The organism is Parasphingorhabdus sp. (assembly GCF_039939955.1).
Lineage (GTDB): Bacteria > Pseudomonadota > Alphaproteobacteria > Sphingomonadales > Sphingomonadaceae > Parasphingorhabdus.
In genome coordinates, this window is sequence record NZ_JBDVHS010000004.1 from 47,252 (window position 1) to 63,328 (window position 16,077).

15 protein-coding genes are annotated in these 16,077 nt (G+C 49.8%); 5 read left to right on the top strand and 10 right to left on the bottom strand.

All coding sequences use genetic code 11. The features are described 5' to 3' along the window. Nucleotides 1-45: 45 nt before the first annotated feature. From ABJG22_RS04615 to ABJG22_RS04635, 5 genes are all read left to right on the top strand, one after another. On the top strand, nucleotides 46-4,467 hold the full coding sequence (locus ABJG22_RS04615; RefSeq protein ID WP_348019079.1) for a hypothetical protein: 4,422 nt from the start codon (nucleotides 46-48) through the stop codon (nucleotides 4,465-4,467). Then, a complete protein-coding gene (locus ABJG22_RS04620) occupies nucleotides 4,458-7,103 on the top strand; it encodes an RHS repeat-associated core domain-containing protein (protein ID WP_348019080.1) in 2,646 nt (881 codons plus the stop codon). Before ABJG22_RS04615 ends, ABJG22_RS04620 begins: the two co-directional genes overlap by 10 nt. Nucleotides 7,104-7,112: 9 nt before the next feature. Next, on the top strand, nucleotides 7,113-7,502 hold the full coding sequence (locus ABJG22_RS04625; RefSeq protein WP_348019081.1) for a hypothetical protein: 390 nt from the start codon (nucleotides 7,113-7,115) through the stop codon (nucleotides 7,500-7,502). 235 nt (nucleotides 7,503-7,737) lie between these two features. After that, nucleotides 7,738-8,028 (top strand): transposase, encoded by a 291-nt coding sequence (locus ABJG22_RS04630; RefSeq protein WP_348019082.1) that lies wholly within the window; start codon nucleotides 7,738-7,740, stop codon nucleotides 8,026-8,028. After that, on the top strand, nucleotides 7,998-8,483 hold the full coding sequence (locus tag ABJG22_RS04635) for a hypothetical protein (protein WP_348019083.1): 486 nt from the start codon (nucleotides 7,998-8,000) through the stop codon (nucleotides 8,481-8,483). Before ABJG22_RS04630 ends, ABJG22_RS04635 begins: the two co-directional genes overlap by 31 nt. A 64-nt stretch (nucleotides 8,484-8,547) precedes the next feature. Here the strand turns inward: ABJG22_RS04635 and ABJG22_RS04640 are convergent, their stop codons facing one another. The 10 genes from ABJG22_RS04640 to gspG form a co-directional block, all read right to left on the bottom strand. Next, nucleotides 8,548-8,988: a hypothetical protein gene (locus ABJG22_RS04640; protein WP_348019084.1), complete on the bottom strand. Its 441-nt coding sequence runs from the start codon at nucleotides 8,986-8,988 to the stop codon at nucleotides 8,548-8,550. A 386-nt stretch (nucleotides 8,989-9,374) separates the two neighbouring features. Then, nucleotides 9,375-10,163 carry a hypothetical protein gene (locus ABJG22_RS04645; protein ID WP_348019085.1) on the bottom strand — a complete coding sequence of 263 codons (789 nt, stop codon included), beginning with the start codon at nucleotides 10,161-10,163 and terminating at the stop codon, nucleotides 9,375-9,377. Further along, complete coding sequence (gene gspD / locus ABJG22_RS04650; RefSeq protein ID WP_348019086.1) at nucleotides 10,141-12,198, bottom strand: type II secretion system secretin GspD; 2,058 nt, start codon at nucleotides 12,196-12,198, stop codon at nucleotides 10,141-10,143. The genes ABJG22_RS04645 and gspD overlap by 23 nt, the downstream gene beginning before the upstream one ends. Continuing rightward, complete coding sequence (locus ABJG22_RS04655) at nucleotides 12,195-12,746, bottom strand: hypothetical protein (RefSeq protein ID WP_348019087.1); 552 nt, start codon at nucleotides 12,744-12,746, stop codon at nucleotides 12,195-12,197. The genes gspD and ABJG22_RS04655 overlap by 4 nt, the downstream gene beginning before the upstream one ends. After that, the gene (locus tag ABJG22_RS04660; RefSeq protein ID WP_348019088.1) at nucleotides 12,743-13,276 is read right to left on the bottom strand and encodes a hypothetical protein; all 534 of its coding nucleotides are present in this window, start codon (nucleotides 13,274-13,276) and stop codon (nucleotides 12,743-12,745) included. Before ABJG22_RS04660 ends, ABJG22_RS04655 begins: the two co-directional genes overlap by 4 nt. Continuing rightward, complete coding sequence (locus tag ABJG22_RS04665; RefSeq protein ID WP_348019089.1) at nucleotides 13,273-14,307, bottom strand: hypothetical protein; 1,035 nt, start codon at nucleotides 14,305-14,307, stop codon at nucleotides 13,273-13,275. Before ABJG22_RS04665 ends, ABJG22_RS04660 begins: the two co-directional genes overlap by 4 nt. After that, the gene (locus ABJG22_RS04670) at nucleotides 14,304-14,873 is read right to left on the bottom strand and encodes a type II secretion system protein (RefSeq protein WP_348019090.1); all 570 of its coding nucleotides are present in this window, start codon (nucleotides 14,871-14,873) and stop codon (nucleotides 14,304-14,306) included. Before ABJG22_RS04670 ends, ABJG22_RS04665 begins: the two co-directional genes overlap by 4 nt. Beyond that, nucleotides 14,870-15,244 carry a type II secretion system protein gene (locus tag ABJG22_RS04675; protein WP_348019091.1) on the bottom strand — a complete coding sequence of 125 codons (375 nt, stop codon included), beginning with the start codon at nucleotides 15,242-15,244 and terminating at the stop codon, nucleotides 14,870-14,872. Before ABJG22_RS04675 ends, ABJG22_RS04670 begins: the two co-directional genes overlap by 4 nt. Next, the gene (locus tag ABJG22_RS04680) at nucleotides 15,241-15,633 is read right to left on the bottom strand and encodes a prepilin-type N-terminal cleavage/methylation domain-containing protein (RefSeq protein ID WP_348019092.1); all 393 of its coding nucleotides are present in this window, start codon (nucleotides 15,631-15,633) and stop codon (nucleotides 15,241-15,243) included. Before ABJG22_RS04680 ends, ABJG22_RS04675 begins: the two co-directional genes overlap by 4 nt. After that, nucleotides 15,617-16,075, bottom strand: coding sequence for a type II secretion system major pseudopilin GspG (gene gspG / locus ABJG22_RS04685; protein ID WP_348019093.1), 459 nt, complete (start codon nucleotides 16,073-16,075; stop codon nucleotides 15,617-15,619). The genes ABJG22_RS04680 and gspG overlap by 17 nt, the downstream gene beginning before the upstream one ends. Nucleotides 16,076-16,077 lie beyond the last annotated feature (2 nt).

Here is a 16,077-nt window from a genome sequence, read left to right on the forward strand (position 1 = left end):
GGGCATCAAGGCATTGCCTAAATTAGAAATAGAATAGTTCACATTTTGAATACTGGAAAGCAGGATAATGCTATGAAACGAATGCAAATAGACGAACCAAAAACGCTGTTGCCTCGTTCTCACATTCTGAAAGCTATGTTACTATCAACAGTTGCAATGCTTCAGACGCCTGAGACGGCGAACGCCGAGCTTCCGTCGGTTCGAGCGAGGCACGGCTCGCCTATTACTCCATCCGCGGCTTGGCAGTATTTTGGTAATGGTACTATCAATACTTCAACCACTTATGCATGGACGCAACGACCCGACGAGATAAAGGCGCTGGCCAGAAGTTTAGGAGCAGGACGTTTGTCCGCGTCAGAGTATGCAGATGCGGTCAACCGCTACATTCAATCCAACGTGAATGTAGAAATGCGCTTCGGTTTGTCTAAGGGCGGGCTAGGTGCAGTTGTAGATCAATCGGGTACTCCCTTTGATCAGGCTCATCTGATGATTGAACTGCTTCGAGAGGGAAACGTTGCAGCGAGCTACAATGTTGGAATAGCGACAATGACCGCAGATCAGTTTGGTCGCTGGTCAGGATTGGTCAAACCGACTTCCGCCGATTCCACGAATCTGATTTCTTCATTTACTGTTGATGCGCGTGCCGCTTGCGAAGTCCTAGCGGATGGAGGAATACCAGCAACAATCGGATCCCCAAGTGGATGCGCTTCCGTTTCGGGAAACTTGAGTGCAGTTTCTTTCGGCCATGTCTGGGTTTCAGCAAATGGGAGACAATATGATCCATCATACAAAATCCATGATTTATGGCAGCAAGACAATGCGCTGATTACAACAACATGTGGCGGGGCGGACTGTGGAAGTACTTTAACCGCTGCAGTCCAATCAGGCGCGTCACTTTCATCCAATTATCTTGAAAACCCCAACTTCAATGCTTTGGTAGCGTCGATGAAAACACAAGCTCAAGCGGCTGAGCATCGGATTCGCACGCTTTCCAGTACTCAAGTCTCGCACATCACTCGCGAACAATTTACCGGCGGTAGAAAAATACGACCCAACGTAGAAGGTTACACCTCACTGCCATATTCTGCCGTCGCACAATATACCTGGACCGGCGATATTCCAGATCAGTTTCGAACAAAAGCAACTGTAGCGGTGCCAGGTGCTTTTACGAAAATGGTCTATCTAGACGAAATTGCCGGCCGCCGTTTGGCACTTGTAACCGGTGCCGAACTTGAGGCCAGCTATCCAAATAATTCAGACGGGACGAAGCCGGTAGCGGGTTTCACCTTGCTGCTTGAGCAGTTACGGCTTGCCCAGGGCACAGTGCCCCGGAATGTCAACGCACCGGAACTGCCGATACAAATAGCTCTGGACCACCCATATCCCAATATAGAACTCGGATCTGGCGCGCCAAATGGAAGCTATCAGGATGACTTTGAATCACTGAGCTCGCGACTAAATATCTATGTAAAGAAGGGCAATCAAGGAGGTACGCAAGCATACAGTCTGATTTTACAGGCGGGGAAAGCAAGCCCTGCTTCTGTCGCGTTCACAACCGATTTAATAAAGGCTCCGCTCCGAATATCCCCGCCTGCAGGTGCTGAAAAATGGGGTCCAGCGGACAAAGGCATTCCTGCCTGTGGCACAACAAATCCGTTTAGAGCGCAGTCAGCCTATGGTTCGCGGTTCGCGTCCGAATTCTCGCAGGCCACCGCTTTAGCCAGCGATATCAATTTTATTAGGTCTGAGATACACCATTCGATTGGCTATTTTGCGGACACTTCGGCCTTTACTCCGCCTTCAGATCCAAACATTCCCAATGCCTATGCAGGTCAGCTGAAATCGACAAATATTGTCAGCGGCATTTCGATGAGCTCCGCCTATTTTGACAAGACGGCTGAGCGCGGCGCATCAGGAGCTATCGGAGCCCTTTTCGCTTCTATTGAAGGAAGTGCTATTGAGCAGATGGAAGCGTTATGGACATCAGGTACTGCTGGAGATTCACTTAAACTCAGAGCACAGTCTGGTGGACGTTTTTATATTGCAAACGCCACAACTTGGAATTCAGTGGAATCACAACTTACCGGATACAGCAGTGATCTGAAAAATTTTGTCGGCCAGTATATCGCAAATGGCTACACAATCCTTATTCCGCAGAACGCGTCGTTGACCGGAACCATCAATGGTTACAATTTTTCCGATCCTCGATCTGGTTTCTTCGCTTGGAAAGCGGGGATGACAAGAATTGCCGCAATAGATTTTTTATTGGGCAAGGGAGCGGGTTCTTCTCAAAATCTCGACCCCGTGAAATTGGTTGACCAAGCCATAAAAGCACCAACTTCAAAACGTGTCGCGCTATTTACGCCTGATCTCGATGCTACTACAGGTCGAGTCAATATCAGCTTTCCTGCCGACATCACTGCTGGTTCCGGCGAATTTCCTCATAGCTTGAGCATCAAACGTAGCTATTCTAGCGATTCTCACGGCCCTGAGGCCTGCATCCGCAAGGATATTGGTGGCGGAATGCTTGGAATCACCAACTATTGGATTTATGCGGAACCGAGCACTGATAGCATGTATTCAGCCCCGGGCTGGCGAACGAACTGGAACTGGGAAGCAGAAATAACTTCCGACATTGATCGCGCTTTTGGATCACTTAGCGCACTGGACGCCGCACCCAGAATTTCAGCTGTACTTGGCCTGTCTCACTTGGCGCGCTCGACTGCCCCCTCCATTGGTAGCCAGTTGGCGCTAGCGCTTGGTGCAGAGGCACTCTCGGATCAACTGGAGTTAAATGCGGTTCGAGTGAGCCAAGGTGACAGTTCATCCTTATTTTTGAAAGCGGCTGACGGTATCAGCTATTTGGCGGAACCTTGGTCATCGGAACAACTGATAAAGACTGGGCCAGAACCTTTGAAAGATGCGTGGCTTGATTTAAATTTTTATGATTTCGGTGGCATAGGATTCCAGCACATTGGTTCTGATGGCGCGACGACAACCTACCAACAGTTCGGCGGAAAAACCCCTACGAAAGGCGGTATTGCATTTGGAGGTTTCGGCGGCACGTCGCCTGATGCCCCCTCGGGCGCAACATTTATCGGATCAAATGTCGAGGCGAATCGATTCAAGGCAACATCTTGGCAAAAGGCTGGAGACCCTAAAGTAACTTTTACTCTCACAGCGACGGTTCCTCCTTCTGCAACAGACCTTTCTAGCGGAAACACCAATTGGCAGCAGGGCGGAACAATTACCGAAATTAAGAATAGCTTGGGTCGCACTTTGTCCAAGCCCATATATCCGTTCCCCCCGGAGATTCAGGATGAGATAGACCAGAACGGAATTGGGCAATACTGGCTAACGGATGATGGCAAATTTGCTGGTTATCAATCAGGCTTGCTGACCGGCTATCTTGGCCTAGCTCCGCCCACGAACGTGCCATATCCCACCGTTTCCCTCGATAAGGTGTTGACGGCTAGAAAGGTCCGGCAGGAATTTACTTATGATGCATACGATCCATCTACCAGCCATATGTTCGGTCTTGAAACGATCCGGACAGAAACCAACACTGGCTTACCGGACCTGAAAATAAAATATAATGATCTGGGTCGTGTAGAATATTCTGAAGATGCTCTGGGTCGTCGTTCAGAGCTTTATGCTGCCTCGCTCTTCGGTGAAGCTACCAAATTCGGAGATTTGGTCGATCCATTGGGCAACAAAAGCGAAATTGTCGGGAATCAGTTCGGCAAAATCATTCAATCCTCAGATCCATTGAATAGGGTGACAAAGTCGTCTTTTACTAACACTGGCCAACAATTAAGCTCGACCAATCCGGAGGGCGTAACCGTCACCTCGAAATACGATCTTCGTGGCAATAAAATCGAAGAGCGTATAATCGCAAAGCCAGGATCCGGACTGGCAGATTTGGTTACGCAATGGGCCTATCTAGAAGCTCCAACGGTCACGGAATGTGTCACTCAACTGACCTGTAACAAGCCCGCATATATAATAGACCCGAATGGCAATCGGGTCGACATGACATGGTCCTCCGTCCATGGCGGCATTTTGACTAAAAAGTCAGGTCTAACTAGTAACGGAACTTGTGGCATCACAGCCAACGAATGTCCGGAAACGACTTATACCTATTCCAGCTTCACTGGCGTAGACGGTACGACATTTTATCTGCCAGCTAGCATAGTCGAGAAGATTGATGCCAGCCGCTCGGTGACCACAAGGTTCGAATATGATACGAGCAACAAATATGTCCTCAGATCCAAAATCGTTGATGGCAACGGCCAATCACTGAGGACCTGTTACCAATTTGATGCCGGCGGAAATCCAGTGAGTGTAACCGAACCGAATGCCGGCTTGACGGCTTGCCCTTCCGGATCGGCAACTCCTACTCCTACTCCTACTCCTACTCCACCGCCTATCGATGAGTGTCCTCCAGGAGGCTTGCCATGCCAATAATCAGTTCAGCAACCGGAGCCACGAAGCAACAAACGCAAAAATTTGTTTATAAAACGAGGACCGGACATGGATTGACCACGGCGGCATTTTTCGGATTGGCCATCGGCTTTCTGGTACAACCCAATTCAGTTTCGGCGCAAACCGGCGGTGCCTTTGAAACCAGCTATTACTGGGACGCGACGCGCCTGGTTGGTTCGGTCGCTCCTGATCCTGATGAATCGGCCCCGCTTCTCCGTCCCGCTACCCGCTATGTTTATGATGCAGATGGGCAATTGATCCGAACGGAGACGGGCACCGCAACCGGCGTTTCTCGCGCTGAGTTCAACGCGATGACCATACTGCAGAAAACCGAATTCGCCTATGACCCTGTCGGCAACAAAACTAGGCTGACGGTTTCGGGCCGAAACACCGGGTCATCCGCTTGGACGATCAACAGTGTGACGCAATATAGTTATGACGATAACGATCGATTGGTCTGCACTGCAGTCCGCATGAACCCTGCCCAATTTAACAGCCTACCAACCGATGCTTGTATCCATGATACACCGGGTGCAGACGGCCCAGATCGGATTACCCAAAATGTCTATGATGCCGCCGGGCAAGTGCTGCAGATACGTCGCGCAGTGGGCACGCCGCTAGAACAAGGGGAAGTGACCTATAGTTATAGTGACAACGGCAAGCAGCAGCTTGTAATCGACGCCAATGGCAACAAGGCGGAGCAGATTTATGATGGCTTCGACCGTCTCTCCCGCTGGTCCTTTCCGTCCACAACCGCTCCAACGGCTTATAATGATGCAACTCCGGTCACAGCATTGGCCAGCGCGGGTGCCGTTAGCAGCTCCGACTATGAAGCCTACACCTATGACAAGAACAACAATCGCCTGACGCTGCGCAAGCGCGATGCCAACATCATAAACTATACTTATGACCGCTTAAATCGTATGACTCTCAAAAATATTCCTGGCAGCAGCACAGCCGATGTCTATTATGGCTATGATCGCCGCGATCTTCAGATGTATGCGCGCTTTGCAAGCACGACCGGACAGGGCATTACCACTGCTTATGATGATTTTGGCCGACCTATTAGCTCAAGCATCAATATGGGCGGAACCAGCCGGACGCTAAGCTATCAATATGATGCCAACGGCAATCGCACCCGCATCGCTCATCCAGATTCTAGCGCCAACTATTTCACCTATGACTATGACGACCTAAATCGGTTGATTGCGGTCAAGGAAAAAGGATCTACGACGCTTAAAACATACAGTTATGATCAAAATGGTCGTAGGAATGGCGAGCAAGACGCGGGCGGCACCGTCGCCAGCAGCAGTTATGATTATGACACCGCAGGACGTTTGGATCAGATGGTCCGTAATCTTGCTGGTACCATCAATGACGTGACCTTTGATTTTACCTATAATCCAGCCAGCCAGATCAAAAGTCGCACCCTTAGTAATAGTCTATATGTCTCGACCGCCCATTACAATATTGATCGTGGCTACACCATCAATGGCCTTAACCAATATACCGCCACCTCTACGGGAGCCGGTTTTGGTTATGACGAAAACGGCAATCTGACCACCGATGGCGATGTCGACTTTACCTATGATGTGGAAAACCGCTTGATAGGAGCCTCGGGCGATAAGACAGCAACGATGGTGTATGATCCTAATGGTCGACTGTTCCGGACGATCGGAAATAGCGCTGCGACTACCACAACATTTCTTTATGACGGCGATGCGCTAGTCGCGGAATATGACGATTCAGGTGTCTTAAGACACCGCTACGTCCATGGCAGCGGTGTTGATGATCCGATCATCTGGTATAATGGCGCCACCGTCGGTGCCGCTACACGCCGCCATCTGCAGGCCAATTGGCAAGGTAGCATTATTGCGGTGCAAGACTCCGCAGGTGCGATGGTGCAGGCCAATGGCTATGATGCTTATGGCATCCCAAATGAGACCAATCTGGGACGGTTCCAGTATACCGGCCAGATCATGATCCCTGAGCTTGGTATCTATCACTATAAAGCGCGGGCTTACTCGCCTTATCTGGGAAGGTTCCTGCAGACTGATCCTATTGGGTATGAGGATCAGTTTAATCTCTATGCTTATGTCGGGAATGATCCGATGAATGCGGTGGATCCGGATGGGAGGCAGATGGCAAAAGGCGTAGATATGGCTCTTAAGGAATTCGCAAAAATTCAAAGGCAAGTGGAAGCATCAACTCAAACTAAAGTTGGTCCGGTTACAATAAGAGGAGGGACGCGTGCAGATCGGAAACGATACGAACAGGCAGTAAAAATTGTTTTTGCGACAACGCGAGGGGCCGAAATGAAAGCGGCAGCTTTGAAAAGTCCAGAGACGGAAACGTTAACAATATCTCCCGAAACAGGGATCGTGAGCGGCAACCCGGCTAACGGCGAGACAATTATCGACCCCAGTAGAACGCTTCGCGCCAACACAGAAAAAGGTGTTGAGACGCCAAGTGATGCGGCTGTGGTCGGTCATGAATTTGGGCACGCAATTATGAAAGTAAGAGACGAGACGAGAAACATCAACGAAAACGAAAACCCAATTAGAGAAGAGTTGAGAGAACCCTTAAGAACCGATCACAGAAACCCAGAAAACCGATAGGCGAGTAAAATGCAAAAAAGTATAATTGTTGTCGGATTCTTTCTTTTTTCATGCACGCAGGCACCTCCATCCGATGGTCTTGGTGAAGATTCAATCGATTGTACTGCTTTTTTGCCGCAGATTGAAAACAAAATTCCTGCGAATGAGGCCCAATCGAATTGGGAATTAGGAAACAAGAAATTCCTTGGCATAGATGACTATTCTTTGTCGTTTCCTGGATTAGATGAAATGGACCTAGACAAAAGAGAAAACTACCTCAATTTGAACGGATATAGCGTGATTGAAGGCACAAGTGATGTAATAACGAGTGAAGACTGTTTGCTATTTCAACAACAAGCATTCGCATATGCGAAGCAATATAATCTGGAAATAATCAGGCTTTCAGTCGGACCACGGTAACAGGTGCAACAATCCCCAATTTCACCTCCCAAAAACAGTGTCCTACACCCAAGCCCATAGCTTTTTGTTTCTCCCGATCCTGCGGCAAACTCAGGAAAGGCACTTGGAAAGTTTGAACAACGATTACGGTGACAGTTTACTTAATCCCCAAATAGCGCAGGCCATGTTGGTTGTTGGCCGTTACTGACAAGTCCTTCCCATTTACCGCACGGCAGCTGCTGACTAGTCTTAAGTGATGGCTCGGCTTCCCCGTCATGTGACCCAGAGAGGCAACCGTCGCCTGCCAACATTCTTCCACGATGACGACTATGCGCTCTACAAATATTTGCTGAGCGAGGCCGCGGGGAAGGCGGGGTCGGATATCTGGCGCTATTGCCTGATGCCCAACCATGTTCATATCATCATTATGCCCAGCCATGAAGACGGGTTGCGCGCGACCTTCGCCGATGCACACCGGCGCTATACCGAATATATCAAAGCCACGATGAGGTCTGCGTGCAGCAATCCCGCCGTTTGGCTCGAATGAAATTGGCTGTTAGGATGGCTGCTTGCCAAAAGGGACTGGCGACGATAACTATCAGTACAGCGTTACAACAACGGATAGCAGCGACATCTATACAGGGGATCAGCAATATGAAATTTTTTAGGATGTTCATTTTGATGTTGTTGACTAGCATTGGTCTTTCTTCAGCAGCGAATGCCGGTGGTGTGCTGCAACCACCCCAGATTATCACTCATGTTTCGTTTCAGCAAAATGGGTTCATTATCTATGCAGACGGTTGGCCAAACCCCAATAACTGCGACACTGCTGCTGGTGTAATGTTGCTGGCAACAGATTCAAATTATGACAAAGCCTTTGCATTGCTTTTGACAGCCTACTCCACCGGCAAGAAAGTCTCTGGTTACTCTGACGGCTGCACTTTGCATGACGGGGTCAGTTATAACAGTATCCGTGGCTCCAAATATCTGGTGGTGAGGTAATCCACTGGTTCGTTGACGCTAGAACAACCGCAGACGTCTCCCGATGTTTCCCGCCAATCCACCATCAAAAGGCGATCAGGTCCAGGCGACAATATTTTCCTGCTGAGCCACTCCAGAGCTGATCGTTATGCGCCATCACAATAACGGGCCGGTTCGCGAGACTGGCACTCATTGCGATGGCGAAGTTTTGTTCAAAACCATCATCGGTCGGCCGCAGCCAATAGCCTGCTTCACAACCGGAAATATCACTATCAGTGGTAATAATCACATCGCCACCACCATAATCCGAGTAGGAAAATAATCCGGTGATTGTAACCTTGTTAGTAGTTGAGCCGACTATGGCGGCATGCGCTGAGGCTAGAATGAAGGCAAAAAAGCAGTGATTGGGATGATATATTTTGCCATCGAATTGATCTCTTTTTCTACCGCATCCAATGATGGTGATTAGCAACCTAGCCAATCCGATGTATTCGAATGTATCCGTCAGCGCAACTTCCATTGCCATCGAAACCGATATTGATCGGGGTGCCCGATGCAAAGGCCAGCATTGCTCGTGAGTACATTCGGTCTATCTGGTCTGACGGCAATGTTGAATCAATCGCGAAGAAAGAAGCGCTGCACGGATGAGCGCTCCATATGGATTGATTCTCCAATTCAATCAGAATTAAATTCGTGCCAGCATATGTCAGTATTTGGGTTATCTTGGAACTGGTGTTGGATGTATAAACAGCGCCTGCTTCCTCAGATCCGCCTATAGAAATCGCGAATAGCGCTACCAGACCTATGCCATATCTTAATCGTCTCATTTTTGCTTCCTTTCGTATATTGTCAGCAGCAATTTCTTCATGTTCTTTTTCAGTCCTATTAACCTCAGTGAACGTTGTTGCTTCATTAAACTTCACACCCTCCTCGATCTGACCAGTCCAGCACGCTATGAGAACGACCAATTAGCCCACTGATCCGAATGATAGCGATCAGCGGCGATGCCCGGTCTGCCTGTATCGCAAGCCGCAATGCTGTTCCCGGCCTAGCCTGAGCTTCGGTTGGCAAGTTTGGTTGGCCCATGGCCTTGGCGAGATCAGGGTCCATTTGGCCTTGGATGGGCTGACCAAGGCCTGAAAAGGTCGTAAAATATTTATGCGGACAGAACCCGCTACCGACCGCTATACCGACTTGATGCATTAAGGCTGCCACATCGGCAGGAGACTGGAACAATCGGTTCGCGCTTCGCTCGCCTGCTACAATTGCCAAAAATTTCTGCCGCTGAGACCCGGATATACCAAAACCTCTCAGCGCTCTTTCCATCAAAGCCGGGTCGGCCTGATTGACGTCAATTTTCCCGCTTTCACTACTGACACGCACCTGCATTGCGATGCCGTTAATCGTGTAACTGGTCTCGGTCGGCAGACGCGCCAACTCGCTCCGCGGACCGTTGAACAACAAATCCGCTACCACGGTTTCAAGCGCGCTTTCCTGGGCATATTTGATTTGGATCTGCTCTCTTTCAAACGACAGTTCCTCGGATTTTCGAAGGTTGTGGATCATGATGACCGCGACAATCGAGGCCCCTAGCAACAGCATCCAAACCGCAGTGATCAATATATAACCACGCTCGCCGGACTTTATGTAAAGCTGCCGTTTTGATAGCTCGGTATTTCTATGGTCTGGGAAGCCGTGCACCAACTTCTCCAGCTACCGCTTGATCAACCAACGGCCTAGTCAGGTCTAGGCCATCAATCAACGCTTCTACAATATCCTTTGTTTCCTCCGGTGAGCGGATCACAGTCGGTGTGATCAAGATGATCAATTCCGTACGCGACCCGGTATCTACCTTTCGCCCAAACAAACCGCCAATGACGGGTATCTGGCTAAGCAACGGAATGCCAGATTTGATTCGCGTCTGGCGATTGCGGATTAGTCCGCCCAAGGCGATCATTTGCCCCGAGCGTGTGGCGACGGTACTGGCAAGGCGGCGCTGCTGAATCGTCGGAGAGTTAATACCAGATGTCGATGTTTCGGCGACGTCGCTGACCTCCTGGGAGATGTCGAGGATAATTGTCCCGCTGTCATTGACCCTCGGTGTGACCTGCAAGATCACTCCGGTATCGCGTAGCTCGATGTTGTTGATGATAGGCGCGCCGGGCGATACAACGCCTTGTGATTGTTGGGTCACTATGGGCACCTGATCGCCGACCTGTAGCGTGGCTGGCTCATTGTTTAGCGTCAAAATTTTCGGTGCCGATAAAACCCGTACATTTGTTTTCGATTGCAGTGTATTGAGTACAGCAGATGCGGTTGATCCGATCACAGATACAGAAAACCCGGGAAAGCTAGGAGATGGAGTACCGCCAGTCGTTCCGCTGCTCGTGATTGTATTGGAACCATTTGAGCCTGAGCGAAAAACTGAAAAGTCCACGCCGAAACGAAGATCGTCGGAAAGGGTAACTTCGGCCAACGTCGCTTCAATAAGAACTTGCGCTACCGGTTGATCAAGCTTTTCCAAAGCATCACGTAGAAAACCATATTCTTCGCCATTCGCGTAGATCAGCAAGCTATTGTTATGGGCATTCGGAACGATCCGTAATCCGCGAGAGGAGAAGGCGGACGTACTTTGACTGACCGACGCATTTTGATCTTGTTCACCCTCGCCTTGCGTAGCGCCTCCTGAACCACCCACATTTACCGTCGACGTTTCAGGGCTCGGCCCGGTGCTCCCTCCACCACTTCCGAGAACAAGTTGCAACGAAGCTGCGATTTCGGCAGCACGACTATTCTGTACTGCATAACTATAGAGTTTCCGCTTCCCCGATCCACCAGCATCAAGCCGTCTGATCCAAGGCTCGATGCGTGTTAGGTCAGTGCGGCTGCTGGCAATTCCTAATACAGAACGCAAGCGCGGTAACGGAACCAGCCTTATACGCGAGCCGATAATGTCAAAAGGCGGCTCGAAAATCTTGTCGAGCTCTGCAACAACCGTATCAGCATCAACGTTTTCGAGCCTATAGATTTCAAAATTCATCTCCGCCAAGGTATCGACATCAAAACGTGATACGAGTTTTTTTGCGGCATCGCGTTCGCTGGCACTCCCTGCGATCAAAAGCTGATTACGTCCATCATTGGAGGGTTCAACAATCTTGCCACCTAAAAACCCCTCGATGAGTTTTGCGATTTCGTCAGCGCTGCCATATAGTAAAGTGACTACTTCAGTCGTAAAGCCGGGCGCCGAAGGTGCGAAGCGCCTTGGCTGTTCGATCGAAGCATCAATCGGAAGATTGCCTGCCGAAGTAATGCGAGATGTATCTATAGGTGCCACGCTTCTTGCTTTTGAACGGTTCACTACCCGATATGTGTCGCCCTGTTTGATTATCACGGCATCAATGCTGGTAAGGGCCTCTTCCAGCAGCGGTATTAAAGATGCTTCCGTTACAGGCTTGACAGTACGTAAGGTAATGTTGCCAGAAACATCGCCGTCAACCGAATAACTTACCCTCAGCATCGAACCCATTACAGCTTCAACCACTCGTTTTACGTCCGCTTCGACAAAAGCCAATGAGTAACCATTGGTTTCGTCATATTGTATGCGCGTACTTTTTGGCGTTTGCGCGACCGCTGGCCCGACTGCGACAATTGTGCACAGCAGGGCCGCGCTCAACCTTAGAGCATACCCCTTCCGGATGACTTTTGATTGATCGCCACTATATTTATAAAAAATCAATTCGGCTCTCCATCTGATATAAAATTGTCTTGAATATTTGATACGGCAACAGGCGAGTTGGAGGGACCTCCGATGGCTTTGTTGCCATAGTAGAGGTCAATGGTCCTCTGCTGACCTGCGTTCGCAAATGTCGCGTCATTTTTTCCAACCTTGATGAGCCGCCAGCCATCACTGCTATCGCCTGCGCTTAAGGTTTTGGTTTCACCGTCATGTGTTTTCACAATTGCAACGGCTTTGCCGCGCCTTTTCGATACTAAGCCTACCAGCGTAGGAATTGGACTGACTGGTTGAGCGATCTCGATTTCTTGTGGTTCTTGTCCAATCACTTCGTCAGCAAAGGCTAGGGGCGCGCGTTCTGCATTGAATATTGGTTTTGCTAAAAATGTATCGACCGCACCGATCTCTTGGATTTGCACCTGAGTAATCAAAAGGGGTTGCGGCTCAGATATGTGGTCCGGCTCGCCTGTGAGCAACCACCATGGCACGACGATCATCGATACAGCAATGGATGCTAACCAAATCCACTCGGACTTTATCTGAGCTGTCATAGCTTAATCCAGGCACCCACGGCCTGTCCTGAAAATTGAACATTCGGGTCACCCGCGTCACCCGCGGTAATCTGCCAGCTGCGAAACCGGATCATCGGCGACCCAAGTTCTGCTTGATTGATGAACCGAGCCACTGAAACCTCTTCACCGATCAGCGCCAGATCAAATGCCAGCATTTTATCCCCTTTTTGACCCGGGCGAGCGGTAATACTGGCAACCTGAAGCCCATTTTGGATTGCTAAACCAGATATAATGGCTTCAAATCCAGCAGCCGCCTCTTCCCGGGTTTTTGAGCCAAAGATAACATCCGCAGGCAATACCTCTGCCCTTTCTGGTTCTGGCCGCGCTTGCAATTTTTCTAACCGTACACGCTGAAAACGGACATCTTCCAATTCAGTGAGACTGCTTTCCATTTGTGCCACAATGGGTGAGAGGATCATCGTCCACACTAAAAGGAGCGCGAGCATCAAGAAGCCAAGCGCGAATAACCTCTGCGTGAGCGGCGAGAATTGAGAAATGAATGCCATCATCGCGATGTCCTGTAACGAATACGAGAGCGCAGACTTTCGCTTTCCAATTCTTCTGCCAGCTCTAGCCGCGATAGAATTGGTATTTGCTTAAGCGCTGATTCCGCTTTTTCGCGGTCCCGCATGTCGGCCACAAACTCAAAGCTCCCATCTGGTTGCTGGGCAGCAGAAACAGTCCAATCCGTTTCTGGGAGACTTCGTGCAAGACTCTCCAACCTGTTGCTTGCACTTGGCATATTCAACAGAGGAGAGGCGGCGCGCCGGATCATTTCTTCCCGGGCAATGGTTTTTTCGACGGCAAAGCGGGGCGCAAGTTCTTGTCTTAAACTTTCAGCACGGTCGTTTTCTATCGAAGTCATCATCTTGGCGCCACCTATGGTCAGCGCCGGTATCATGGCCAGCATCGCCGCGATCAGGATCGCAAATTGCATTTTGCGCTCTTCTAACGGCTTGTGCGATATCTCTAGCGGTCTCCGAAGGGTTAGTACTTTGCCTTCGAGGCGCACGCAAAAGGCAGGCGGCATAAGATCATGCTGTGCGAACAGGCTTTCAAGGACATCTAGCCGCGCGCATTTTGCCATCACCAGCACCAGTTGAATATGAGCAGCGTCGCGGCTCAGCTCGATAAAATCCCACTCGAGCAAATACGGATCCAACGGCACCAAGCTTGGCAATTGCAACTCTAGCGCGGAACGAATCTGCCCGCCCCCCACGCGAGGGAGTTTAACCGGAACCACCAGTAAGTCGTGTTCACCCAGGAACAAACGGGCTTTCCGAACATCTGATAACGCCGCGACTTGCTTCCAGCTCTCGGCAGGAAGATTTTCTAACGCATATGCTTCGCGCAATTTTCGACCGGAGCCGTTATCCACTGACTCTACGAGGGTTTCCTCAGGCAATATAAACAGATCCAACCTGTTTCGCTCAGTTGCTCCTCCTCTCCAACGTTCAGGAAGGATTGAACACAGTTGATCGCTCCACCAGGCCCAGAAAGCAAAGACCGCTTGACCGGCTATTGCGGCTTTGCCCTTCATGTTCGGCACTGCTGAGAAATAAGATCAAACACGCAAGCGCCAAGAGCATTTACATGGGGATGAACGACTATGATTTGCGGCTCAGACCCACTAGAATCATCAACTGCTATTTCGATTTTCTTTAGAAATATGAGTTCCACATTCGCGCTTTGATCCACTGCGTAATGGAATACTATCTCTTCCATCTCCGACAAAAGAACGGTTTCCGATATTTCCTGCCCCGGAAAATCCAATTTCAGACTTTCTCCTTGCGCGTCCCGCTCCACTACTAGCCGCGCATCGATATACCCGCTCTGGCCAATTGAAAGGGGCGCGCGCATTTGAAACTCTAGAATTCGGGGAGAGCGTAAAAGCGGTCTGGACGACGCATCTGAAAAGCGCCCGTCCGCAAGGAGATCATCAAGCAAGTTAGCGACTATCGATGTTTGAAAGTCTCGATCAGACTGTTCTGTCACCTTCAAATCATTGCTTAATCCTGCGATTACCCAACTTATAGACCCAAGCAGCAGGCCACCTACAACGAGTGCCACAAGCGTTTCAACAAGAGTGAAGCCTTTTTCATTCATTGCAAAGTCAAATTTTTGAGATAGCGTTTTTGCAGCGTGACTAGCGCTGGTTTATCTTGATTCCCAGCGCTTATACTGACTTCAACTAGCACGAAGGCCCCTCTCGGATCACGGGCAATTTCCGTTTCCTGTAACTGCCAAGTCAAATGATTCTCAGTTCCATCGAGCCGCGAGGGAACTCCAGATATATCACGTAGATCGTCAATGTGAGATTTCGCTATGGCGAGGGCTTGGCCATGCAATATCTGGGTTACCTGCCTAGACTTTGCAGTCACCGCTCCATCCATAAGGATCGTGACCAAAAAGGATGTGACAATTAGCGCAACAAGCACCTCAATGAGTGTAAAGCCGTTTTCAGATTGCATTTTCATTGGGTGATGCGCCCATCGATCCAGCGGACTGTGAATAGCTGTGTCTCGGCTTGTAATATAACACCGCCATTGCTCGATCCATCCGCATGAAAGATCAAGCTCTTAGAAGCGCCCCCAATAGTCGGACGCAGGTCGAGGGCGTAGTCGGCAACGATCACTTCCTGGACTGCGGCAGACGAAATTGCTTGCTGTCGCGCAGAAGCTATCGCGCTTTCCAATTTCGCAAGATCGCCTTTTGCGGTCGCGCCGGTGCTACTGCCACTAGCACCAACAAACAGCACTGCCGCAAGCGACATAATCGCCAGCACAACCAGGAGTTCGACCAAGGTAAAGCCATACTCGCCGTCCGTCTTTTCGGTATATTGATCGGCTTTAAGGAATTGCGACATGATCAGCATTCTCGCCAGTGCCTCCTTCCTTGTTATCGGCGCCATAGGTGATCAGTTCAAAGGGCTGCCCTTCAGCGGGCGAGCGGTAGATGAAGTCAAAGCCCCACGGGTCTTTCAGCTGTCGCTCCTGACGAACATAAGGGCCATTCCACGCCGGATCAGGATTGGTCATGCTCCACAACACTTGTATACCTTGTTCGGTCGTAGGGAACGCGCCGGTGTCCAACTCAAAATAGCGCAAGCTCGCCGATAGTGTGTCCAATTGAATTTTGACAGCTTTTGATTTCGCGCTTCCTAGCAGATTTGTGATTTGCGGAATTGCTACTGCAGCAATCAATCCAATCACAACTAAAACCACCAGCATTTCCATCAACGTAAAGCCGTTTTCCCGCTGCAGATTAATTTTCCCCTTTGAGGTGCCACCTTTTTTGTGTTTGTCCATTA